A 22,719-nucleotide genomic window follows, 5' to 3' on the forward strand; every position below is an offset into this window, starting at 1 on the left:
ACCATGGGAGCGGGCGATGCCTTCGTCGCCGGCTACCTCAGCCTGTGCAGGGAAGACGTCCTCCCCCTGCACCGTCGCCTCGAGCGAGCCACAGCGGCCGGCGCGTTCGCCTGCACCGTGGTTGGTGACTGGGAAGGAGCGCCGACCATGGCCGAATTGAACCGACTCAGTGATCTCGAAGGCATTGCTCATTGAACTCCCTGCCGCCACCCTCCACGCCGACCAGCAACCGCTCCAAACGCCCGCGAGCCTTCCCGCCGCGGCCTAACACTTGACATAGGAAAAACTCGTGATCGAGATTGCGCGAACCCGCCGCACGTCTAGTGCCCCGGCCTCGTTGTTCTTCGAGCGCTGGTGCGCTATCGAAACGCACCCCGAGTGGGCGCCGAGTATGGAGTACTTCAGGCTGTCAGAGCCCTTCGGCGTGGGCGCCCGCGGAGTCCTGAAAGCGGTCGGTGGTCAAGAGTCGCCGTTCCGCATCACGACGGTGGGGCCGGGCTTTGTCTATGCCGACACCACCGAACTCGATGGGGCGGAGTTGACCGTGCACCACGAGGCCGTCGAAGGGCTCGACCATACCGAGGTCACACTGTCTGCATGGCTCGATGGGCCAGCCGAAGCGCAGCTGGCAAGGGGAATGTCTGCCGAGGTTCAGCACAGCCTGGAGCGCGACCTGGCTTCGCTCGCAGCGCTGCTCGAGGGCTAGCATCAGTCGGCGAGCCAGACGACGGGGCCTGCAGACGCGGAGACACGAGAACGAGCGCTGGAGGTTTCCTGCGCGCTCAGGAGACCGTCTCCGGTCGCCCGTTCGCGGACCCGCGTTCGCACGCGATCAGTCGAGTCGTGCAGGATCGAACCGTGAAGCAAACCGGCTGGAGCGGCGTCGATCTTGCGCGGCGTTACCACTCAGATCTGGTGCGTCCAATACTCGCGGAGCGGTTCCCTCACCTCCCATATGCGGCGGGCCGCGTCGGTTCGGGCTCCGACGTCCTTGGGTTCGATGACGACACCTCCCAAGACCATGACTGGGGCCTCCGACTGAACCTGTTCGTACCGGCGGACGCCGTCGACGAGGTAGACCGAGAACTCGAGCGACAGCTTCCCGAAACGTACGAGGGACTCCCGACCCGCTTCGCATTCACCGGTCAGACCGAGCGCCGCCACCACGTGGACGTCACCTCAGTCTCCGAGTTTCTTGACGTGCGCCTGGGCTTCGACCCGCGCACAGGCCTGTCCGTCGAAGACTGGCTGTCGCTCACCGGACAAGCCGCACTCGAGGTCACCGCCGGTCCCGTGTTCATTGATACCGACGGAGCGCTCATTGCGGCCCGCCATGCGCTGGCCTGGTACCCAGACGACGTTTGGCGCTACATCCTCGCGTGCGACTGGATCCGCCTGGCGCAGGAACTCCCGCTGATGAGCCGCGCCGCCGAGGTCGGCGACGAAGCCGGCTCTCGCGTCATCGCCGCCCGCCTGACTCAGATCACCATGCACCTGGCGTTCATGCTCGAACGACGCTGGCCCCCCTACGCGAAATGGTTCGGCACGTCGTTCAACCGCCTCACACGCGCGAAGGAACTTAGCGAGCCGCTCAACAAGACACTCCACTCAGACGACGACGCCGAGCGACAGTCCGGCCTCGCCCGTGCACTCGAGGTGTTGCTGCGCGAGCAGAACACTCTCGGCCTCACCATGGCGACGCAGGCCATCGTGCCCTTCTGGGATCGCCCCCACATCCACCCGAACCCATCGATCGTGAGCCAACTACTCGGTGGCATCGTTCGCGACGAGGTGAGAACACTTCCGTATGGCCGTGGGTCCGCGGAGCAGCGCACCGACAACGTTGACATCCTCGTCAACGCTCGTGCCCGGGCACTTCTCGTGGCAGGCTAATCCGCGACCCGAACTCAAACGTTCATGACGACGCTCGCAGAGCGACGGTTTGCCGTGCACTGTGGGCATACGCGAGAAGATCGGAGCGTGGACGGGCACCTGGAACCCCAAGCTCTCGCGGATCTCATTTGCGCTGAGCTAAATCCACTGATGATCGCCAACGGATTCCAAGCAGGTCAGTCCGGGGTCGGCGACGACATCGGGATCATCTACTGCGCGCCGCATGTCGAGTTCCGCCAACGGTTTCCGGGGCTGGCACTGACAATTCAATACGACGATGACGGCGCCTGCACCGATCTAAACATTTACGCCGGCACAGAAGTAGGTGCAAGGCTCCACGAAATCCGCTTCGACGGCGTCACGCTTCGGGAATTGCTTGCCGAGGAGGGCATCGATTTCGCGGGCGAGGCGGACGCCATTGCAACCCTGCCGGCAGATGAGGGGGTTGTGCGGCTGCGGTCGGTGCTAAACGCGCTGTTCGCTCGCCACGCAGCGGCCTGATCGATACCCGGGCAACAGCGGATCCAGGAAGTCGGTGTTGGCGTGGCAGCCGGCCCGTGCCCTGCGGTTGCGGAGCGACACCTGGGGCCGCAGTCGGCGGCCTTCGTCTAGTCAAACCGCGCGCGGAGGGACCGACCAGCGGGCGGGCCAGCGGGAAGACAGTACGGTGAGGCCATGGACGCTCGGACGCGGAAGATCGTCATCCTCGTCAGCACCGGCATCACGGTCGTAGCAGGGATCATCACGGTCATCTACTTCTTCCAGCCGTGGCGCAGTTGTTCCTACGAGGACACCTCCGCCGGGTGCGCGATGCTGCCGGGCGATGCTGTGGTCATGGCAATCTCGATGTGGTCCACGCTCGTAGGACTTGTCCTCCTCGGATCCGTGCTCCTGATACGGCCGCGGGAACCCGCTCGCTGATCGACCCCCTGGTGCACGCGACGTCGTGCTTCGGGCCCACACTTGCCCACCTCGGCAACGAATTCGACACGAGCGCGGGGGTGGCTGTGAAACGACCAGACCGGCAGGGAGCGGGATCCTTCACCCGAACCCCGCCGCGGACTAGCGTGGGGGTCGTGTCCGCACCCGCGACCGAAGCCCGCACTGCGCACGCCGCCGGCGTGCGGCGGCTGCTCGAGAGCTACTGGGCGCTGCCGCCGGACGCGCAGGTCCGGCTCGCCAAGCGCACCTCGAACCTGTTCCGTTCGCGTTCGGTAACTGCCGCCCCCGGCCTGGACACGTCGGGGTTGACGGGAGTCATCCGCGTCGATCCTGAGGGTCGCACGGCGGACGTCGCGGGCATGTGCACCTACAAGGATCTCGTCGCCGCGACACTGCCGCACGGGCTGGCACCCCTCGTCGTGCCGCAACTGAAGACGATCACGCTCGGCGGCGCGGTCACGGGCCTCGGCATCGAGTCGACGTCGTTCCGAAGCGGGCTGCCGCATGAATCAGTGCTCGAGATGGACATCCTCACCGGCGCGGGGGAGGTGATCACTGCATCCCCGAGCGAGCACGCCGACCTGTACCGGGCGTTTCCCAATTCCTACGGCACTCTCGGCTACGCGGTGCGTCTGCGCATCGAACTCGAGACGGTCCAGCCGTTCGTGACCCTCCGGCAGGTGCGCTTTCACACGATCGCCGATCTGATGGCGGCGATGGACCGCATCGTCGCAACGCGTCGACTGGACGACGTGCCGGTGGACTATCTCGACGGCGTGGTGTTCAGCGCCGACGAGAGCTATCTGTGCGTCGGGACCCAGAGCTCCGCGCCCGGCCCGGTCAGCGACTACACGGGGCGACACATCTACTACCGGTCCATCCAGCACGACGACGCCGGGAAAGCCGACCGGCTCACCATCCACGACTACCTCTGGCGGTGGGACACCGACTGGTTCTGGTGCTCGGCGGCGTTCGGGGCGCAGCATCCCTTCGTCCGTCGCGTGTGGCCCCGACGCTACCTCAGCAGCGCCACGTACAGCAGGCTCATGCGGCTGGAACGCCGATTCGACATCGGCGATCGCCTCGAGAAGCTGCACAGGCGCCCCGCGCGCGAGCGCGTGATCCAGGACGTCGAAGTGCCGATCGCCCGGTGCGCCGAATTCGTCGACTGGTTCCTCGGGAACGTGCCGATCACGCCCATCTGGCTCTGTCCGCTGCGATTGCGCGACCATCACGCGTGGCCGCTTTACCCGCTGCATCCAGCCGAGACCTACGTCAACGTCGGCTTCTGGTCGACCGTTCCGGTCGGGGCGACTGAAGGCGAGACGAACCGGCTGATCGAGCGGAAGGTGTGCGAGCTCGACGGGCATAAATCGCTGTACTCCGACGCGTTCTATTCGCGGGAGGACTTCGACTCGCTCTACGGCGGGGCGGACTATCGAGCGGCGAAAAGGCGGTACGACCCCGACGGGCGACTGCTCGACCTCTATCAGAAGGCTGTGCAACGACGATGACCACATCCAAGGATCGGACGGATGCCTCGGCCGATGGCGACGCGGCCGGCACGGCCGACGCGGAGTCCGGAAAACTCACGCTCGCCGAGGTGCTTGAGATATTCACGTCGGGCCGGCTGCCGCTGCGCTTCACCGCGTATGACGGCAGCACGGCCGGCCCTCCCGACGCGCCCTTCGCCCTTGACCTGAAGACACCCCGCGGCACGACGTATCTTGTCACCGGGTTAGGCGATCTCGGGCTCGCGCGCGCCTACATCGCCGGCGATCTCGACATCCGAGGTGTGCACCCCGGCGACCCATACGAGCTGCTCAAGACGCTCGAGAGCCTCGAGTTCACGCGAGCATCGCCGCGGCTCATGGCCCGGATCGTCCGCTCGATCGGCATCGAGCATCTGCGCCCGGTCGCGCCGCCGCCGCAGGAGGTGCCCCCGCGCTGGAGGCGCATCGCCGGTGGCCTGCGGCACAGCAAGTCGCGTGATGCCGAGGCGATCCACCACCACTACGACGTCTCGAACATCTTCTACGAGTGGGTGCTCGGCCCGTCGATGACCTACACGTGCGCGTGCTACCCGCACCTCGACGCTTCGCTGGAGGAGGCACAGGAGAACAAGTACCGGCTCGTGTTCGAGAAGCTGCGGCTGAAGCCGGGCGACCGGCTGCTCGACGTCGGCTGCGGCTGGGGCGGCATGGTGCGCTACGCCGCTCGTCGGGGCGTCCACGCCCTCGGAGTGACGCTGTCGCAGGAGCAGGCCGGGTGGGCGCAGCGCGCCATCGCCGACGAAGGGCTGGAGCACGCTGAGGTGCGGTATGGCGACTATCGCGACATCGCCGAGACCGGTTTCGACGCGGTGTCGTCGATCGGGCTGCTCGAGCACATCGGGGTGCGCAACTACCCGGCGTACTTCCGCTTCCTGTGCTCGCGGATACGCCCGGGAGGCCTGCTGCTAAACCACTGCATCACCCGCAGCGACAACAAGACCGAGCCCGCGGCGCGGGGGTTCATCGACCGTTACGTCTTCCCGGACGGCGAGCTGACCGGTTCCGGTCGCATCGTCACCGAGGCACAGGATGCCGGGCTCGAAGTGCTGCACGAGGAGAACCTGCGCCCCCACTACGCACTGACGCTCCGTGACTGGTGCGCGAACCTCGTCGAGCACTGGGACGAAGCGGTCACCGAGATCGGACTGCCCGCGGCGAAGGTGTGGGGCCTCTACATGGCCGGATCACGGCTCGCCTTCGAATCGGGCGGGATCGAGCTGCACCACGTTCTGGCCGTCAACTCCCGGGGGAACAGCGACGATGCCGACCTTCCGCTGCGGCCGTGGTGGACGCCATAGCGGCGCGCGGCCGGAGTCGCTGCGGTTCTCATCTCAACTCCGCCACGCTCCGTGCCGCGATTGTGCGACCCTGCTTTCCCTCCGCCACCCTCCGAACCTCCGGTGCTCCACGATCACGGCCCGGAGCCCGACGGCCGCGCCCGTGAGCGTGGGGCGCCGTGGGCCGGTGGGCGTGCACGGGTGCACCTGCGTGCCTTGAGGATCGAGTATCGACCTTTGGCTTCCGGTACCACGGTTAATCGTCGATCGGCATGATCGAGCCGAGTTGCGCGGACATGGCCCGGCCTTCGTTCCTCGCCCGCAAGCGGACCGGCTTACGGACCACTGCGGGACGCCTGTGACTCGATCGCGAAACACTCTCGCCTAGGCGTATCTCGCTGGCCGCCGCGATCGCTACGGCTCAGGCCGTCCTGGCCCCCCGCTGAGCGTTCGCGGCAGTGGTTCTGCGACGGCTCATTGATAGGGTCGCTCAGTGAACCAGATTCCGACGAGGTCGTCGGCCATACCGTCCACATCGATCCCGTCCTGGTTGCACGAGATGGCGCCCGTGGTCTGCCGGTCCGCGCTGACCCCGAACGCGGTGTAGAGACCTGCTCCGTCTCCGGGATGTCCGAGTGAGCCGTCCGGGAAGAGGAAGAGGCCCGGCCCGTAGGCGGATCCATCGTCCAGAGGTGCCCCGTTGCTGAGGGCATCTGCCAGCGTCTCGGCGCTCACCAATGACGGCTCACGCAACTGATCACCCCAGAGAACCAGATCCGAGACCGTCATCGTCACGAAGCCAGCTCCGCTCAGCACCCACGGCCACGCCTCCACCTCGGCAAACTCGGCGCTCGCATCCCCCTCATAGCCCCTGGGATCAGAGGGAACCGACGGCCCGATCCTCGCCTCCAGATCCAACGGCGCGAAAACATTCGCCTGCATCCACGCGGCGAACTCCGTCTCGGTGACCGCGGCAACGATGTCCGCGAGCAGCGCATAGTTCGTGTTCGAATAGTGGAACTCGCCCGGGATTCCGGGATGGGCGAGCGGACTGGTTCTCACGAACTCGAGGGCGTCGGCGTTCGTCATCGGCGGCGTGCCGAAGACGCTCGGCGGCAATGACAGCACATCCTCGATCCCAGAGGTGTGGTGCAACAGGTCGTTCAGCGTCAGTTGCTGCGCCCACTCCGGCAGCCCGTCCAGGTAGACGGCGGGTGAATCATCCAAAGACAGCTCGCCTCTGTCGGCGAGTATGAGCACCGCCATCGCGGTGAACTGCTTTCCCACCGAGCCCACGTGAATTGGGGTGGACGTCTCAAAATCTGTGTTGGTTTCGAGGTTCGCGAGCCCGCGCGCCTCAGCCCACACCACCTCACCGTCGACGGCGATGGCGGCGGAGCATCCCGGTGCGTCGTCGGGAACGCCCGCCTCGAGAATCGCGGTGCTGGCCGTGCGCTTGGCGTCGAGCGGGTCGGCAGCGCAACCAGAAATCGCCGCGAGCAACAGGAAGGGGATGGTGATATGTGCGACACGGGAAAGCCACATCGCCGCCTCCGGTGACAAGACCCTCTTGGCAGTCCGCCACAGCAGCCGAGGGCCGCTGGGCCGGCGTGGTGAGCAGCGCGGTCTCACTTATCGAGTCCGGCGGGCCGACTCTGGGTACCGACGCGATGCTGGCTTCAGGATGCCTGACTTTCACGAGTGCCACCAGACCGGTGACAGCCGGCTGCCGCAGGCGTGTTCCGACATGTCCCGTCAGCGAGCACCACAGTAGACGGCTCGTCACCTACACAGATGAACCATCCACGCAATCGCACCCGAGCACGCGGAGCGGCGTCGTGGGCGTGCATGCTCACAGGCCGCGATCGCCGAAGCCTCATGCCTGACGGTTCGCTTCCCGCGCTCGCGCCAGGGTCATCGCGGCGCGATCAGGAACCGCTGATCGAGCCCCGCTCGTCAGGCGCGGGTTAGCCGTAGGCGCGCACGCCCGTCAGTCCATCGCTGGGCTGCCGACCGTTCCGTCGGCAGTGGCGGCTCGCAGGTCGCGTCCCACGCGAGCTGTGATGGGTGCGGCTCAGTCGACTGGTGGAGGGTGGACGACAACGTCCACGGTGTTCTCGCGGAGGTGAAGGCTGATGACGCTGCCGTCTGCGAGCCACTCACCGAAGCTGTCGCCTGCCTCCGCGACTACCGGCATATGGAGGGCGAGCTCGACCGCAGGGGGCAGGCACTGAAATTCGAATCGACCGCTGCCACCTCCGCGGTCCCAGGCGAGGAGGCAGATGTCGCCAGAGCCGTTGTCGACGGACCAGACGGCTATTTCGCGGTACCGCTCGAAGTGGCGCAGCGTGGAGATGTCCGGGTTGCCTACATCGGCGGTCAGCTCTTGGATGACACTGTTGTCCGGCTCGACCGCGGTCGGATGCAGCGTCGCATCAGGGTGCGGTGTGAGGAGCCAGATCGCGGCATAGATGAGGGACGCGACGATCACGACCGCCCCTACGACGAACCATGCACGGCTGCGCAGCAGCGTCGCGCGGTGCCGCGCCGGGCGCCCGGCGCCCTCGCCCGAGGTCGTCGGGATCATCGGCTCCGCCCCCGGCGGTCGTGAGCCTTCCGCGGCGTCACCAGAGGCCGGAGCAAACATTGGTGTCGCACCAGACGTGTGGTGGTCGGCAGACGCGGTGACACTAACGGGGGTCACAGCGGCGATATTGGCCGCTTCGAGTTCGATCAACCGCGACATGGCCGCCGGATCGGCCTCGATGTCGGGTTCTGGACCATACGCCCGTGCACGCAGGTCATTCAGCTCACGCGCGACGTCGTCTGCTGCGACGTCAGTCGCGCGTTGCCGTTTGCGCTGAAGTTCGTCGGCCTCGCGCCCGGCCGGCCCCCGAGGGGCGTCCATACCCTCATTATCCCCGCGGGTGCAACCCGGCGATAGGGAGGGGTCAGCAGCGCACGACGCCCCTACCTTGAGGCCATGAGCCTCGACTTCTCAGATCCGAATGAGTTGCTTCTGTTCTGGGTGAGGATCGTCCCGTAGCCACGACGACCAACACACGCGGACGGTGTGACCGCTCAGCGACCCCGAGCGGGCGGTCTTGTCGAGTTGCGGGTCTGCGGTCTCTGGGAGAGTGGATTCATGATCGAGGTGGACGACGTCTGCGTGAAGACGGGTGACGTGACCCTTCTCGCTGCCGTCTCCGTGACGGCGCGGCGGGGTGATGCCCTGATTGTGCGAGGTCGGAACGGGGCAGGGAAATCGACCTTCTTGCGAGTGCTTGCCGGTGTCCGGAAACCGACGGCGGGGCTCGTACGCATCGGGGGTGCTGACGTGGCTGAGCGGGATCTTGAGTTCCGGCGACGGGTCGCGGCGATGATCGGGCTGCCACCGATGGCGCCTGACCTCACCCTCTATGACCATGTCCTGCTGGTCGCTGCTACGTGGGCGCGCGCTCCGAGGACGGCGGTCGCGACCACACGTGACGTGCTGGCGGAGCTTGGGCTCAGCGGGCTGAGTGAGCGTTTCCCGCATGAGCTGTCGTCTGGTCAGACGCAGTTGCTTGGTCTCGCGATGACCCTTGCCCGCCCTTTTGAAGTGTTGATCCTCGATGAGCCGGAGCAACGGCTGGATCCTGAGCATGTCGAGTCGGTGGCCCGCGTCTTGCGCGCTCGCCGCGAGCGGGGCGTAACCCTGGTGCTTGCGACGCACAGTTCAGCACTTGCGGATGGGGTGGGCGGACAGACCGTCTGGCTGGGTGCTGCGGCATGAGCGCACGCTCGGAAGCTGCGATTCGCGTATGGCGCGCTCGTAGCGCTCGTACCGTCGGTGACCGCGGATACGTGGTCTACATGTTCTTCATGGTCACGCTTGTGGTGGCGGCGCCCGTTGCGCGCGCCGTGTGGTTGAGCGCGTTCAGCACGGAAGGGGCTGCCCTGTTCGCGTCCCCTGCGGCGCCGGCAGTGACCGCGCTCGTTGTGGTGTGTGTTTGGGCGGGTGCGCTGCTGCTGGGTCGCGAACGTGGCCCCGCCCTGCTTCCCCCGTTCCTCACCCATGCGCTGGCGACAACCGACCTGCCCCGATCGGACACATTTGCCGGCCCGGTACTGCGCGCCGGCGCCATTGTGACGGCGTCGACGACGATCGCGACGGGCGTCGTTGCGAGCAGTCTTGCAAGCCGTGGCCTGGCTGAGCCGCTTCATGCACTGGCGTTCACCGCGGTCGGAGCGGCAGTCGGGATTATCACAACCGCCTTCTGGCTCATCGGCCAAGCCTTCTCCCGAGCCGCCATCCTACTGGCCCTTGGCTCGCTGGCACTCGGCGCAGCCACCGCGACAGTCCCCAGTACGCGACCGTTCACCCCCTGGGGATGGGTCGCCCTCGCTTACCCAGGTATCGGTTCAATGTCCGCCACCGCCGCGGCATGCACGCTCGCCATCGCACTCGCCGCCTCGCTCCCGACGCTGATGAACCGACTCAGTCACGCAGAACTCGCAGCGCAGGCGGCGCTTTGGGATTCCGCCACGATTCACGCCGCCGGCATGGACTTCAGCACCGCCGCCGCGATCTACCAGCGAAGACCACACCAGGGCCGCCGTCTTCGCGCCGTTCGACCGATGAATCGGCTATCCGTGACGTTCTTCATCCGCGACGCCGTCGGAGCGACGCGCACACCGGGCCGCTTGATCGCTGGCATCTTTGCCCTCACCGGCGCAGGTGCACTCATCGTGCTTGCTTTCGCGCCCACAACACCCAGCCTCCTTCTCGGGGCAGTGGCTGGCGTGTTTCTGTTCACGGGACTCGGACCCCTCACTGACGGGTTGCGCCACGCCGCCTACGTCGCATCAGGCCTCCCGCTGTACGGGATCAGCGACGCTCACCTATTGGCAAACCACCTGCTCTTCCCGCTGACCATGACCGCGATCGTCCTAGTAACCGCTGTCTCGGTATGCGCGGCCGTCACGGGAATCGCAGTCATCCCATCGCTTCTGAGCGCTTTGACTCTCGCACTCTTGACCCTGGTCGCAAGAGTCAGTAACGCCCTCAAGGGCCCACTCCAACCCGCCCTCCTCGCACCCATCCCCACCCCAATGGGCGACCTAGGGGCGGCGATTCGACTCATCTGGGCCCTCGACGCAGTGCTCGTGGCCGCGATAGCTGGGGTATCCGCGACGCTCATCCTCCAAACTCCAATACTGATCGTTGGCATCACAAGCGCCATGCTCGCAGTCGCTGTTCACCGATGGCGTCGGCGCGGATAGCCCACCGAAGCGCCGAGCCCCGTGGACACCTAAAAGGCGCGCAGCAGGACCGGTTTGCGGGCGGCGAGCAGCCGATCGCCGCCGGGAGGGACCAGCTGCCGCCACGTATCTCCAGCGTTCGTTTCGCTCTCTACACGAAGCGAGGCGAAAGGGGGCGAGTGCAAATGAGTGGTCACGAAGTTCTGTTGTCCAGTCGTGTTGAGCTCCTTAGCGACCGGCAGAGCGCCATGTGGGGTATTCGGCTTTTGCAGATCGTCGGTGAGTTGGCGCTCGTGGGCGACGATGGGCAGTTGTTCGTTGTGTTCGTGGAGGACGGAGACAGGGACACCTGGGTTTTCCCCCTATCCGACGTCGCCTGCCTCGGCGACGCGCCGCCGTTCTTCGGGAGCCAGTCACTCGCAGCTCTCGCCCTCCGGGTCGACTTCGCGGGCAAGCGTCGCATCGTTGTGTTCCAAGGAGACCGGGGCGAGGCCAAGGCTGCGCTCAACGACCTCAATATGGACCGGGTCATGGGTGACCTAGATCCCGTGTCCATCGTGAAGGGTGTCAAGTCCTTGCTCGACATGCCTGGAACGATGCGTCGCGCCAAGGAAGCCCGGGAGGTCTGGCGCTCTGTGCTGGAGTCCGGCGACTCGGCCGTCGAACTCGCCAGCTCGACGCCGCCGGGCGCCCGCCGGAGCGCGGGGAGTGCACTGCCGTCTATGCCTACTGGGCCGGAGGCGCGATTCTGCTTCGAGGACGTGGCTGGATGGGCCACGGCTGTCGCGTTCAGCCCCGATGGTCATTTCCTGGCCGGTGCCCACAGTGGCGGCGTCGTCAAGTTGTGGCTCTCCGGGACGGGGCAGGAAGTTTTTCAGCTCGCGTACCCGCGGGAGGAAGGAGCAGCGGAGCACGATCCGATTGTGAACGCCATCGCCTTCTCGCCGGACGGACAGTTCCTCGCTACAGGTGCAGACGACGCGACGGCGCGCCTCTGGCGTGTCCGGGACGGCTCGGAGGCGCGGTGCTGGGTGCATCCGGACACGGTGGAGCACGTGGAATTCGGCCCCGACGGCGCCAATCTACTCACGGTCTCCGACTGTCTCCCTCGCCTGTGGGCGGTTGAGGGCGAGGGCACGCTGGTTTGGGAGCCTTCAGAGGACGAGATTCCGCTATGCACTTACGCCACGTTCGCCGGCGGAGGCCAACGACTCCTCATCACGAGCCAGTACAGGGTCATCCTCTGCAACTGGGTAAGCAGCACCGTGGATGACTACGAAGATGTGCTCGAGGACCTTATGACCGATAAGGCCATGTTCACGCCGTCCGACACGATCCTCGTCCCCCTGGACTCAGGCGGCTTCCTGACCCTAGACCCGGAAAGCCGCACAGCAGCGGCCGAGGAGAAGTACGGTCACGCCGGTCGGATCGTCGCCTTCAGCGCTGACCCCCCGCTGGTCGCAACTGGAGTCGAGGAGAAGGTGACGGTGTGGGATGCCGCCACGGGAGCGTCGCTCTTCGTCCTCCCTCACGACGACGAAGTCGACGACGTGTGCTTCAGTCCCGACGGCACACTATTGGCCACCGCCTCGGTACTCGGCGTGCGGGTTTGGGTCCTCGATATGGTGGAGTAAGTGCCAGCCGGGACCCTCGTCGAGAACCTCAGCTCACGGCTGGTCAACCCGACAATGCCGCATTCCCGTGCGGGGGTACAGGGCGAATCGCGATGACGGGCCGCGGCGCATGCGGGGCCCTTGCGTTCTCGGGGTGCTTCCTCGGTTTTCGTCGCCGCGACGTGGCTCGCAGCAACGACGAACGGGCCTACGGTTCTCATCGCGGTTGCGGTCGCGATTGTCTCATTCGTTGTTGCTACGTGGACTTTCGGCAGGATCCGTCGGACACGGCGAGCACACCAGAGGCGATCCCGCCGCCGATCAGCCCCAGTTGAGTACCTCGGACTCGTGCGCGTGCACCGACCCCGCTGCCCGTGCCGCTCGATCTCGATGAGGTCGCAGTGCGATCCCGGAAGAGAGCCTCCACAAGGCTACCGACGCCGATGCGCTAGGACGGTCGCTGCCTCGCCGCGAGGAAGGCCTGCGGTTGCGCCATCCGAGGTGTGACTCTAGATTCTGAGAATGGTGAAACTAGACCACCGGATCTCGCGTGGCACTGCGGATATCGCATTTGCGGATACGGGTGGCTTCGGACCGGCCGTAGTGCTCACGCACGGTGCGGGGCTGGACCACTCGATGTTCGAGGAACAAGCCGCCGCCCTGTCGGCGGCCGGCTTCCGTGTGATCATGTGGGATCTACCTGGACACGGTCAATCCACGATCAGCGGGGGTACCCGGTTCACCGCGTCCGCCGCTCTCGCAGATCTCGACGCGCTGCTCGTCGAATGTGATGTCGATCCCCCTGTGCTCGTCGGGCATTCCCTCGGAGGCAACCTTGCGCAGGCGTTCGCCAAGGACAGCCCCGACCGGGTGCGAGGACTGATCATCGTGGACGCCACGTGGAACACAGGGCCGCTCACGGGGTTCGAGCGCTTCGCGCTTCAGCTCGCAGCACCTGCGCTGACACTGATTCCATCCAGGACTCTTCCGGGACAGATGGCTCGCGCATCAGCGGTCTCCGCGTCTGCAATCGCGCGGGCTCGAGGGGTCTTCGCGCGGATGCCGAAGAGCCGATTCGTGGACGTGTGGAGAGCGACGGTGTCGCTCGTCGACCCCGACCCTGACTACCGGTCCCCGGTCGCTCTCGCACTTGTGCGCGGCGCGGCGGACCGCACCGGAAACATCGCCACGGCAATGACCCGCTGGGCCGCCGCAGAGGGCATCGACGCACATGTCATCCCAGACGCCGGTCACATCGTGACGTGGGATGCCCCCGCGGCGACCTCGAGCGCACTGCTGACGGTCCTCGCTGACTGGGATCTGACTCCGAACCGGGAAGGCGGCCCACAATGACCCCGGCCCAGCACCAGTTCGTGAACGCGATGGGCGACACGATGGCCACATGGAACCTCCCGCGCGCGACCGGTCGCGTCTATGGCTATGTGCTGCTGCGAGGCGACGCATCGAGTTCGGAGCAGTTGCGCTCCGAGCTGTCGCTCAGCGCCGGCGCGGTGAGCACGGCGATCCGCGACCTGGTGTCGTGGGGACTGGCCCGCACGATCCCGCAGCCGGGCAGTCGACGGCTACTGGTAGAGGCCGCCGGCGGCTTCGAACAGCTGCTCGCCGCGAGTCACGAACGCACCCGCACCTTCATCCGCACGCTGCATGCCGCTGAACAACTAACCGAGGACACTCACGCCGCCAAGCGCCTTGGCGACGTCACAGCGCTGTTCACCGCCTACGTCAGCGCCGGCGAACAAGCACTCCGCGAATACTCGCAACGATGACACGGTGAGGACCGTTTTGGCGCTGGGGAGGTGGTCCCGACTGCGCGAGGTTGACCCTCACGCGACGTGAGGATCCAGGGTGTCTCACATGGCCGAATACTTCAATGCATTCGAGATGAGCCCTGTTCCGGACGGGCCGGACGCGGTCGCGCCGGATCCATTCCTCGGCATCTACGCGATGCCGATGTTGGTGAAGATCCCGACGAGCGACCTTGGCACGTCGACCGATTTCCTGGGTTCGCGGACTCGGCTTCGTCGACTTGTTCAGCGTCCCCGGGCAGATCGTGCATCTGCGAGGGTGGGCGTTCCAGGACGTTCTGTTGGTTCCCGCCGACGACGATTCGGCGCCGTCAGCGGCGTCCACGATTCAGGTGTTCGTCTCCTGCGTCCTCGGCCAGCTCGAGTCGGTGGCCGAGGCATGTCGAGGACTGTCGCCGGATTCGGTGACTGGGCCGTACGACACGGCGTGGAGAACTCGCGATATCACTGTCCTCACTCCCGAGGGCACGCACGTCGACCGTCGAAGAGCGCCCGGAAACGGACGCCCCCTCGCGATGGACGACGTGTCTGACCCGCGATCCCTCCGCGCGTCGCGCGTGGACATCGCAAACGACGTTCGCACACGGACCGGCATTCGAACGCTGAGGGCGGTTCGGGCGCTCGGGACGCAGCACTTGTCAGCGCAGCGGGTCGTCTGCCGTCTGCACGGGCGTTCGGATGCTTTGGGCGCCCGGCCGTCCACTACGGCATTGACCGGTTGACGGCACCCGAAGAGGATGGCGTGATGGTTGATCAGCAGAAGCTCTGGGACGACGTCGCCGCCCAGAACTACGACACACCGGGCGAAGGCATGTTCGCCGATGACGTCCTCGGGCCGACGATCGACGTTCTGGTCGATTTCGCCGATGGCGGCCGGGCTGTGGAATTCGCCATCGGTACCGGCCGTGTGGCGATCCCGCTCTCCGAGGCGGGTGTCGGGGTGAGCGGCATCGAGCTGTCGACCGCTATGCTCGCGCGGCTGCGGGAGAAGATCGGGCCGGATGCGCTGCCTGTCGTCGAGGGCGACATGACCACAGCCAGCGCGGGCGACGAATTCGCACTCGCCTACCTCGTGTTCAACACCATCTCGAACCTTCTCACCCAAGACGAGCAAGTCGAGTGCTTCCGCAACGCCGCGCGCCACCTGCGACACGGGGGTCGTTTCGTCATCGAGCTGTGGGTGCCGCAATTGCGCTCACTGGCGCCCGGGCACGGCGGAACACTCGAGGTCAGCGAGCCGGGCTACATATTGGTCGACACATACGACCCCCTCCAGCAGCTGGTCATCTCCCATCACGTGTCCTTCGACCCGCAGATTACTGGCAGTCACGAAGCCCGGATAGGGCGGTCCCCGCACCGCTACATCTGGCCGAGTGAACTGGATCTCATGGCGCGTCTCGCAGGGTTCGAACTCGAGTCCAGATGGGCCGACTGGGATCGCAGTCCATTTACCGCCGAGTCCCGAAGTCACGTATCGGTCTATCGCCTCGTCCATCAAGCCTGAGGCGGCAACGGCCCGCTCCCACCAGTCCTTCTCCGTGGCAGCCCGCTCGAGGACCGGCCACCGAGCGCGGCCGGGCCGCTGCCGCACGTCGAGGACCGTACCCCCCCATGGAGGCCAACCTCGAGCGCAGGGTGCTACGGGTGCGACGCCAGCAATCCCCGCTCTCCACCGAAGCGAAAGCGGCCGCTTGCCGTGCGAGCGGCGGGCGGCCGTCAAGCTCCGCGGCGGCCGCCCCATTCGGCGTGCCAGTACGCGGCATCCTGACTCCCGACTTGGACGATCCTGTCGTCGGCTGGCGGCGCGCGCCAGAGCTGGATCGTGTACCAGTCGACGATGCCCTCGGCGAACTCGCCGGCCTGACCGGCATCCCTGCCACTCGCGCCAACGCGAACCCGATATGTGCCCGAAGGAACGTCGAGTGTGTCGCTCGACTCGCCGGCCCACTCTCCCAGGACAGGCCGCCTTCGCTCACTTCCAGTGAGACTTCGACGATGTCTTCCGCCTCGTCCAGGTCAGGCTCATCCCGATGCAGTTCAATGCGCACGGCTGAGCCGCCCGATCGTCGGGCAAGCACTACATGGACCACCCAGGAACAGCGGCGCCGACCCACCCGTTTGCCTGGTCGGCGAAGAACCGGTTGGCATCCCCATCGAAGCCGTCAGCACCCTGGAGAATCGTGAACTGGCCGTAATCCGTGCGCACCACCTTGTCGAGAAGTATCAACACGCGCCTCAGGCTAGCGATACGACCCAACACGTGCGCTTGCGGACCGCCTGGCGGCCCCAGCCAATGGCAGATTGACTTCCGAACTTTTGTAAACGTATCCTTTACACATGCAATCCAGCTTGACAAGTGCTCTGGCCGAGTTGGCGGCGCGTAGTGACGCGCTGCTTGTGGCTCCGGTACTCGGCGATCCCGATAACCGCGTCGGGCTCGTCCTAGGCGCTGTCGGGATTAGGGAGAGCGCAGAGCGGGTTGTAGTCGCCGCCGTGCAGCAGGCGCGGAGCGAGGGAACGAGCTGGCAGGCCATCGGTGACGCGCTAGGTGTCACCCGACAAGCGGCATTTCAGCGCTACGGCAGACCCACCGATCCACGAACAGGAGAACCGATGAACACCACCCCGCTCGCCGAGGCCGCACCCATCGCCGCCTCGGTAATCGACGACCTCACCGGCGGGCGTTGGGACGCCGTAACCAGCCGCTTCGACACCGCAATGCAAACTGGTCTTTCCGAAGACGCGCTGGCCGCAGCGTGGGGGCGAATCGTTGGGCTCGCCGGTAACTACGAAGGCCGCGGCGACACCGAAGCGACTCGGACAGCGGACATTACCGTCACCAACACGCCCTTGAGGTTCGAAGCCGGCGACTACGTTGCGCGCATCGCGTTCCGAGACGACCTCACGATCGCAGGTCTCCACATTCTGAACCCGGAACTTGCATGAGCAGTTCTGCGGCCGGCACCGTAGATGCCACAATCGCCGATGGCGACTTGGTGGTCGTCCCACGGGACGGTGAAAGATCTTCAGCCTGCGTCGGCGGCTTCGCATCGCTCGCTGGGCCATTCTCTCCACTCGAGTGGCGGGAGACCCGACCACCGAGATTCCCGTCCGCTTTCGCGTCGGAGGTACCGGCACGGTGGCCATCAGGGCTGGGTACATGCGAAGAGGCGAACAGCGCTCGTGGTGGTGCTATCGGTACGGGCAACCGGCCGTCATCATCACCCTGACGCTTCCGAGATTGCGGAACCTCGTCATCATCACCGACAACAACGAAGCCACAGCCCAATCTCTCAACGAAAGCGCCCGCTGAGGGACCGGCTTACGGACCGTGGCGGAGGGTCAGCTCTTCGCCAGACGCGTCATAGGTCGTATTGATCAGGAGGGTGTGGATCGACTCTCGGCCACGGTGACCACCCTGCCGAGAGTCTCCCGAGGATCGACTTCGCCGCTCTGAGACGCTCGGGTGACATACCTTGCTCGCGGGATCCGCCTGAGCGCGCGCCGTCCGAGTACGTGAATGCGTACCCGATCCAGGGGTCCAGTTCGCGGAGCTCAACGGTCTCTCGGTAGCGTCCAGCGACGACTGCGAGCACTTGTCGCTCGAGGTCGTCGGCTTCGCCCTCCCAGTTCGAGTCGCAGGCGTCGCAACCACAGACCGGATAGTGGAAGTCATTGAGCAGCCCCGCGTGCATGTAGATGCCGGGGTAGGCGGTGAAGACCAGTGTCAGCGACGCGCACGCCCGATCATTCGGTCGTATCCTTATGGCGCGCACCACGTCGTGATAGCTGGGGTGCAGCAGATCCGCGGCCAGCACCGCGCCCTCGTCGATGTCGACGTCGTAGGTGTCACGCAGGTGCGCGATAAGGGCATCGGCGACAGCGTGAAGGGGAGCGAACCGCTCGGGATGCGTGTCGACCGAGTAGGTGTTCTCCGGAGGCGACCCGTCCCATCGGTGTCCGTAGTCGACTACCTCACCGAATGAGTCGCGAAACTCCGGCGCGTCAATCGACGGACGCGAGTAGGAGGCCACCTCGTCATCCTGCCGCACCGGCGTGGCATCCCGACAGCTACACGGTGACGGTCGGCGCGCTCAACGACCCGTTGAACGGGCCGCCCTTTTTGGGAGTCTGCGGGGGCTTTGACGATCAGCCGGCAGCATCTACCATCCCGATCACTACAGCTGCGATCTCATCGGGCACGATCGGCAGCATCGCATGCGGCGCGTCGACTGTGATCGTCGCCGACGGATCGAAGTGTGCGATGAGGTCTGCCTGCATCTGCCGGATGCCGGCCCGGAACGCCTCAGCGCTCGCCGGGTCGGGCGCCTCCAGGGATTCCGTCACGAAGATCGTGCCTGGCACCGATGGAATTCCGGCGAGTGCCTCGCGGGCGACGGGGTAGGCGCCGAGCACATCGATCTGCTCGCGCGTGTCCTGCCACGCCTCGTAGGGGAGCCACATGCTCTCGGGGAGGAGTGACTTCTCGATCTCGTCCTCGGACTGGAGGGTCGGATCGAGGAGGACTACCCCGGCCACATCGGCCGGATGGGTTCCCGCGTACGTGTATGCCACAAGTCCCCCGAACGAGCCGCCGACGAGTACCACAGGAGATGCGAGACCCAGCCCCTGGATCAGCCCCTTGAGGTCGGCGACCGTGTCCGTCACAGGAAAGGGCCCGTCGACCTTCGAGCTGGCACCGACGTTCACCCGCTCGTACTCGCAGTAGGTCGTCTCAGGTGCGATGCGCTGTTGCAGCTCAGGGGAGTGAGCCCATCCGTCGGAGTCGCCTCGCATGATCAGGCCGTGCAGAAAGATGACTGCTGGGGATCCTGATCCCCAGCATGTCGCGCTCACAGATCGGCCGTTGCCGACATCCACGAGCTTCACCTCGGCTTCCGCGGCCGTGGATGAGGGTGTGACAGCCGCCGGCGAATCCCGGGGGACCTCGCTTGCGGTGCACCCTGCTCCGACAAGTACCAGGGCGAGAACGCCCGTGACAGCAGCTATCCTCACCGTGCCCCAGGTGAGTCCAGTCCCCATGTGCAAGCAGACTACGGGCTCGGGCCGTCGAGCAACACGGTGATGTGCGAAAGCGGATCCGAATCGAGCGCTCGCCCGGATACGGATCCCAGAGTGCGTCGGCGCGTTAAGGGATGGCGAACGCAAGTGCCGCCGGCCCGGCGGCTCCCTTTGGGAGCGGTGGGCCCAGTCGCGAGGCGTGCGGCTACGAGCGGAATCGCGCGGCGCCGCCACGGCCGATCATGCTTACGCCGTCGGGATCGCCCGCTGACCCGACCCGCTTGTGAACTCGTGCGGGCAGGATGTGGCCAGCGGCTGAGCCGCGCGATTCCCTCCCGCGGGAGCGACACTGGTATCCCCTGGTCAGAGTGGTAGGACCGGCCGCCCGGCGCGCTCAGCGACGGGCTCGTGTGCGCGGTAGCGTTCTCGGGTGCAGGTCACACGACTCCGCGTGTATCCCGTCAAGTCGTTCGCCGGCGTTGACGTCAGTTCTGCGCGAGTGTTGCCGTGGGGGCTCGCGGACGATCGTCGCTGGGCGGTGGTCGATTCCGACGGCCGACCCGTTACTGCGCGGGAAGCGAACGTGCTGCTCTCGCTCACCGCGGCAGTACGGCCCGACGGAGGTTTGCTGCTGGCCGATCGTCACGGCGGCGCTGCACCGCTGCGGGTCGATGTTCCGACCGGCGCGGCGCCGGTCAGCGTGGGCCACTCGCGTCAGGGCACCGCGTTGCCGGCCGGCTCAGACGTCGATGCCTGGCTGAGTCTCCGTCTCGATCGTTCGGTGCGGCTCGTTTGGCAACCCGACCCCCGAGCTCGACCCGTGAACCCCTTGCACGGCGGGCGGCCGGATGACCGAGTGTCGCTCGCAGACGTCGCGCCGCTGTTGTTGACCAGCGAGTCCTCATTGACCCAGCTGGACGCGTGGACCGGTGATGATGAGCCGCCGCTGGACATGGTGCGGTTTCGCCCAAACGTGGTTGTCGATGGCGACCCGAGCGAGCCTTTCGCCGAGGACGCCTGGCCATTTGTGCAACTCGGCAAGGTGCGTTTTCGGGTGATCGGAGTGTGTGACCGATGTGTCATGACGACAATCGATCCGCGGTCGCTGGTGCGGGGCAAAGAGCCCATTCGCACCCTTGCGAAGTACCGCAAGTGGGATGGCAAGACCCGGTTTGGCGTCTGGCTTGTTCCCGATCTCGCAGCGTCACCGGCGCAGGCTCTGATCACGGTCGGCGACTCGGTGGTTGCAGCCTGAGACGTGCGCAACGGTGGTTTGGTGGATGCGCCCCGGTGGGCCGACCAGTCGCGGCTCGGACGAACTCACACTTGAGGATCGGCAACGAGATGGACAGAAGGTGTCAACCCGTGACGGGGGCGCTCAGGAACGTATGCGGCTGAGGCATCTGCATTGACAAACCCGAACACACGAGGTGCGCAGGGGAGGACGACGAAGCGGACACCGCATCTGGTGGTGCGCTTCCTCGGCCACCCCACCACCGGACTGGACGAACTCTTCGCGTGCACGCGAGACTGCGCTGTCGAACTCATGGCCACCAGAACCAGCTGACATCCGGCCCGACAACACCCGACCACGGCTGCCACCCCGCTCAGCCCCGCGGCTGAGTCGATAGTGCGAAAGCGGAGCCTAACCGTGCAGGCGCCCGGGTCAGGATCCCGTCATTGAAGCAGCGGGGAGCTTGGTCGGATGGATCTGGCGCCGGTCGCGGTAGCCTCGCGACGTGTCAGGTCGACAATTCGCAGACGCTGCGGTGACCCAATTCGCGGTGCTAGACGCGCTCCTCGCGGGTACCTACGACTCGGGGATGTCGGTGAAGACCGCGAAGGAGGTCGGCGACTTCGGCATCGGGTGCTGCGAGAGTCTTGGCGGCGAAGTGATCATCAACGAGGGTGAGGTCTTCGAATGCACCGTCGAGAAACCGCCGGCGCGGATGACTGATAGCGAGATTCTCCCCTTTGTCGTCGTCTGCCGGTTCCCCACGGCGACCCCCGAACCCATCACCGGGCTTGCGCTGGCGGCTTTGACGGAGCACATCGAACGGGCGCTGGTCAGCCGCAATCTCTTCCACGCTGTGCGCGTCGACGGCGTGCTGCGGTCAGCGCGCGTTCGAGTCACGCAGCGCCAAGAACACCCGTTCCGGCCGCTCGCCGAGGTCGTCAATCAACAGATCGAGACAGATCTCGTCGACGTGCGAGGCACGCTCATCGGATTCTGGGCGCCTGCGATCTATCAGGGCATCACCGTTGCAGGGCTGCACCTGCATTTCCTCGCCGACGATCGGAGTGTCGGTGGTCACATTCTGGATGTCACGATCGAAAGTGCCAGCTTGCAGATCGCATCGTATTCGCGCTTCGATCTGCGCTTGCCGACGGACAGTCGCTTTCTCAACACCGAACTCACGCACAACGACGACCATCGCATCGTTGCGGTCGAGGGCGGGGCAACCGCCGGTTCTTGACGGTTGCGGGAACACCAGAACGGTCGATCGCACGATGAAGGCGCCACCTCCGCGCGCAGCGCGGTTGCGGATGGGTCTCGAGCACTGACAGTCATTGCTGAGCGGGCGTGATGCGCTCAGTGCATTGCCTCCACCCCTCCGGGGCTCGGACACAGGTAAGCGTCAGTGTCAGCGACGACTGATCGAGCGCACGATCGCGCCCAGCACCACTACACCGCCCACGGCTGCGGCGATCACGACGCCGGGACGCTCGCGATAGGTCTGCTTCAGCTTGTCAGTCCAGTCCCCCGCGACCGTCTTGGTGTGGGCGACAAGGCTGTCGAGATCGACGTTGTCGGCGACATCCTTGATACTCGTGGTTGCGGCCTTCGCGGCATCGACGGCGGCATCCGCGGCTCTTCCGGCCGCGCCCCTCGCTTCGGATGCAGCGCTCTTGGCTCCATCGACGACGTCGCCGACCTTCTCGCTCACCTTGTCTGCGATGTCGCTCACGGTTCCTGCGACATCGCTCCTGGCGGCTTCCGCGCCGGCCGAGACCTCGTCAGCGATCTGCTCCGCCGTGGCGCCGAACGATTCTGCGCCGTCGGCGGCCGATGTGCGCACTCGCTCGGCGGCGTCTCGCGCCGCCTGGGTGGCTTCGGAGTTTCCCTGGATGTCGGTCATTCTCGTCTCCCTTCGTCGTGCGGTCGCGCAATCGTATGCGCGCCAGCCGTGAGCGAGCATGAAATCAAGGTGGGGTTGCCAGCGTCGCGGATGAGTGCTACGTCCCTCGGTCGGCCACAGCCTCTGCCAACGACGCGAGTGACCATCGGTCCTGCCCCTCCACACGCCGCCGCGCAGCGAGATCGGCAATCGCACCTGCGACCACGCAC

The 22,719-nt window shown here is 66.0% G+C and carries 22 protein-coding genes; 16 read left to right on the forward strand and 6 right to left on the reverse strand.

Annotated features, from left to right (window positions below):
* The first annotated feature begins 3 nt into the window (after positions 1–3).
* From ACI3KX_RS05805 to ACI3KX_RS05835, 7 genes are all read left to right on the forward strand, one after another.
* A complete protein-coding gene (locus ACI3KX_RS05805) occupies positions 4–195 on the forward strand; it encodes a hypothetical protein (RefSeq protein ID WP_404908713.1) in 192 nt (63 codons plus the stop codon).
* 94 nt (positions 196–289) lie between these two features.
* Positions 290–706, forward strand: a complete 417-nt coding sequence (locus ACI3KX_RS05810) for a hypothetical protein (protein ID WP_404908556.1) — start codon at positions 290–292, stop codon at positions 704–706.
* Positions 707–858: 152 nt separating this feature from the next.
* The gene (locus ACI3KX_RS05815; protein ID WP_404908559.1) at positions 859–1,893 is read left to right on the forward strand and encodes a DUF4037 domain-containing protein; all 1,035 of its coding nucleotides are present in this window, start codon (positions 859–861) and stop codon (positions 1,891–1,893) included.
* Between the two features lie 87 nt (positions 1,894–1,980).
* Entirely contained in the window at positions 1,981–2,394 is a 414-nt protein-coding gene (locus ACI3KX_RS05820) for a hypothetical protein (RefSeq protein ID WP_404908561.1), read from the forward strand.
* A gap of 174 nt (positions 2,395–2,568) precedes the next feature.
* Positions 2,569–2,814: a hypothetical protein gene (locus ACI3KX_RS05825; RefSeq protein ID WP_404908564.1), complete on the forward strand. Its 246-nt coding sequence runs from the start codon at positions 2,569–2,571 to the stop codon at positions 2,812–2,814.
* Between the two features lie 155 nt (positions 2,815–2,969).
* The gene (locus ACI3KX_RS05830; RefSeq protein WP_404908567.1) at positions 2,970–4,349 is read left to right on the forward strand and encodes an FAD-binding oxidoreductase; all 1,380 of its coding nucleotides are present in this window, start codon (positions 2,970–2,972) and stop codon (positions 4,347–4,349) included.
* Positions 4,346–5,686 (forward strand): class I SAM-dependent methyltransferase, encoded by a 1,341-nt coding sequence (locus tag ACI3KX_RS05835; RefSeq protein WP_404908570.1) that lies wholly within the window; start codon positions 4,346–4,348, stop codon positions 5,684–5,686. Before ACI3KX_RS05830 ends, ACI3KX_RS05835 begins: the two co-directional genes overlap by 4 nt.
* Before the next feature lie 453 nt (positions 5,687–6,139).
* Here ACI3KX_RS05835 and ACI3KX_RS05840 read toward each other — a convergent pair whose 3' ends face one another.
* The gene (locus ACI3KX_RS05840; RefSeq protein ID WP_404908573.1) at positions 6,140–7,210 is read right to left on the reverse strand and encodes a serine hydrolase domain-containing protein; all 1,071 of its coding nucleotides are present in this window, start codon (positions 7,208–7,210) and stop codon (positions 6,140–6,142) included.
* 529 nt (positions 7,211–7,739) lie between these two features.
* Positions 7,740–8,573 (reverse strand): hypothetical protein, encoded by an 834-nt coding sequence (locus tag ACI3KX_RS05845; protein ID WP_404908576.1) that lies wholly within the window; start codon positions 8,571–8,573, stop codon positions 7,740–7,742.
* Positions 8,574–8,810: 237 nt separating this feature from the next.
* Between ACI3KX_RS05845 and ACI3KX_RS05850 the strand changes: the two genes are divergently transcribed.
* The 6 genes from ACI3KX_RS05850 (at position 8,811) to ACI3KX_RS05875 (ending at position 15,852) form a co-directional block, all read left to right on the forward strand.
* Positions 8,811–9,440 carry an ATP-binding cassette domain-containing protein gene (locus tag ACI3KX_RS05850; RefSeq protein ID WP_404908578.1) on the forward strand — a complete coding sequence of 210 codons (630 nt, stop codon included), beginning with the start codon at positions 8,811–8,813 and terminating at the stop codon, positions 9,438–9,440.
* A gap of 71 nt (positions 9,441–9,511) precedes the next feature.
* Positions 9,512–10,930 (forward strand): hypothetical protein, encoded by a 1,419-nt coding sequence (locus tag ACI3KX_RS05855; protein ID WP_404908581.1) that lies wholly within the window; start codon positions 9,512–9,514, stop codon positions 10,928–10,930.
* Between the two features lie 164 nt (positions 10,931–11,094).
* Positions 11,095–12,543 carry a WD40 repeat domain-containing protein gene (locus tag ACI3KX_RS05860; RefSeq protein WP_404908583.1) on the forward strand — a complete coding sequence of 483 codons (1,449 nt, stop codon included), beginning with the start codon at positions 11,095–11,097 and terminating at the stop codon, positions 12,541–12,543.
* Between the two features lie 501 nt (positions 12,544–13,044).
* A complete protein-coding gene (locus ACI3KX_RS05865) occupies positions 13,045–13,875 on the forward strand; it encodes an alpha/beta fold hydrolase (protein WP_404908586.1) in 831 nt (276 codons plus the stop codon).
* Complete coding sequence (locus ACI3KX_RS05870; protein ID WP_404908588.1) at positions 13,872–14,309, forward strand: GbsR/MarR family transcriptional regulator; 438 nt, start codon at positions 13,872–13,874, stop codon at positions 14,307–14,309. The genes ACI3KX_RS05865 and ACI3KX_RS05870 overlap by 4 nt, the downstream gene beginning before the upstream one ends.
* Positions 14,310–15,093: 784 nt before the next feature.
* Positions 15,094–15,852: a class I SAM-dependent methyltransferase gene (locus ACI3KX_RS05875; RefSeq protein ID WP_404908591.1), complete on the forward strand. Its 759-nt coding sequence runs from the start codon at positions 15,094–15,096 to the stop codon at positions 15,850–15,852.
* 573 nt (positions 15,853–16,425) lie between these two features.
* On the opposite strand, the gene ACI3KX_RS05880 is transcribed toward ACI3KX_RS05875, so the two are convergent.
* Positions 16,426–16,578, reverse strand: coding sequence for a hypothetical protein (locus tag ACI3KX_RS05880; RefSeq protein ID WP_404908593.1), 153 nt, complete (start codon positions 16,576–16,578; stop codon positions 16,426–16,428).
* Positions 16,579–16,961: 383 nt separating this feature from the next.
* On the opposite strand from ACI3KX_RS05880, the gene ACI3KX_RS05885 reads away from it, so the two are divergent.
* Positions 16,962–17,294 carry a DUF3887 domain-containing protein gene (locus ACI3KX_RS05885; RefSeq protein WP_404908596.1) on the forward strand — a complete coding sequence of 111 codons (333 nt, stop codon included), beginning with the start codon at positions 16,962–16,964 and terminating at the stop codon, positions 17,292–17,294.
* Positions 17,295–17,710: 416 nt separating this feature from the next.
* Here ACI3KX_RS05885 and ACI3KX_RS05890 read toward each other — a convergent pair whose 3' ends face one another.
* Together ACI3KX_RS05890 and ACI3KX_RS05895 are read right to left on the reverse strand one after the other, a co-directional pair.
* Positions 17,711–18,382 (reverse strand): DUF6226 family protein, encoded by a 672-nt coding sequence (locus ACI3KX_RS05890; protein WP_404908599.1) that lies wholly within the window; start codon positions 18,380–18,382, stop codon positions 17,711–17,713.
* A 115-nt stretch (positions 18,383–18,497) separates the two neighbouring features.
* Positions 18,498–19,391, reverse strand: a complete 894-nt coding sequence (locus tag ACI3KX_RS05895; RefSeq protein WP_404908601.1) for an alpha/beta fold hydrolase — start codon at positions 19,389–19,391, stop codon at positions 18,498–18,500.
* 409 nt (positions 19,392–19,800) lie between these two features.
* Between ACI3KX_RS05895 and ACI3KX_RS05900 the strand changes: the two genes are divergently transcribed.
* Both ACI3KX_RS05900 and budA read left to right on the forward strand, forming a co-directional pair.
* The gene (locus tag ACI3KX_RS05900) at positions 19,801–20,625 is read left to right on the forward strand and encodes an MOSC domain-containing protein (protein WP_404908604.1); all 825 of its coding nucleotides are present in this window, start codon (positions 19,801–19,803) and stop codon (positions 20,623–20,625) included.
* Between the two features lie 514 nt (positions 20,626–21,139).
* Complete coding sequence (gene budA, locus ACI3KX_RS05905) at positions 21,140–21,847, forward strand: acetolactate decarboxylase (protein ID WP_404908606.1); 708 nt, start codon at positions 21,140–21,142, stop codon at positions 21,845–21,847.
* Between the two features lie 168 nt (positions 21,848–22,015).
* Here the strand turns inward: budA and ACI3KX_RS05910 are convergent, their stop codons facing one another.
* Positions 22,016–22,510 (reverse strand): hypothetical protein, encoded by a 495-nt coding sequence (locus ACI3KX_RS05910; RefSeq protein WP_404908608.1) that lies wholly within the window; start codon positions 22,508–22,510, stop codon positions 22,016–22,018.
* Positions 22,511–22,719 lie beyond the last annotated feature (209 nt).

Source organism: Microbacterium sp. ZW CA_36, from assembly GCF_044987475.1.
Taxonomy (GTDB): Bacteria; Actinomycetota; Actinomycetes; order Actinomycetales; family Microbacteriaceae; genus Microbacterium.

Coding starts and splice junctions, on each gene's coding strand:
- ACI3KX_RS05805 (WP_404908713.1), top strand. CDS start 4: ATGGGAGCGGGCGATGCCTTCGTCGCCGGCTACCTCAGCCTGTGCAGG.
- ACI3KX_RS05825 (WP_404908564.1), top strand. CDS start 2,569: ATGGACGCTCGGACGCGGAAGATCGTCATCCTCGTCAGCACCGGCATC.
- ACI3KX_RS05835 (WP_404908570.1), top strand. CDS start 4,346: ATGACCACATCCAAGGATCGGACGGATGCCTCGGCCGATGGCGACGCG.
- ACI3KX_RS05840 (WP_404908573.1), bottom strand. CDS start 7,210: ATGTGGCTTTCCCGTGTCGCACATATCACCATCCCCTTCCTGTTGCTC.
- ACI3KX_RS05845 (WP_404908576.1), bottom strand. CDS start 8,573: ATGGACGCCCCTCGGGGGCCGGCCGGGCGCGAGGCCGACGAACTTCAG.
- ACI3KX_RS05850 (WP_404908578.1), top strand. CDS start 8,811: ATGATCGAGGTGGACGACGTCTGCGTGAAGACGGGTGACGTGACCCTT.
- ACI3KX_RS05860 (WP_404908583.1), top strand. CDS start 11,095: ATGAGTGGTCACGAAGTTCTGTTGTCCAGTCGTGTTGAGCTCCTTAGC.
- ACI3KX_RS05865 (WP_404908586.1), top strand. CDS start 13,045: ATGGTGAAACTAGACCACCGGATCTCGCGTGGCACTGCGGATATCGCA.
- ACI3KX_RS05870 (WP_404908588.1), top strand. CDS start 13,872: ATGACCCCGGCCCAGCACCAGTTCGTGAACGCGATGGGCGACACGATG.
- ACI3KX_RS05875 (WP_404908591.1), top strand. CDS start 15,094: ATGGTTGATCAGCAGAAGCTCTGGGACGACGTCGCCGCCCAGAACTAC.
- ACI3KX_RS05885 (WP_404908596.1), top strand. CDS start 16,962: ATGAACACCACCCCGCTCGCCGAGGCCGCACCCATCGCCGCCTCGGTA.
- ACI3KX_RS05895 (WP_404908601.1), bottom strand. CDS start 19,391: ATGGGGACTGGACTCACCTGGGGCACGGTGAGGATAGCTGCTGTCACG.
- ACI3KX_RS05910 (WP_404908608.1), bottom strand. CDS start 22,510: ATGACCGACATCCAGGGAAACTCCGAAGCCACCCAGGCGGCGCGAGAC.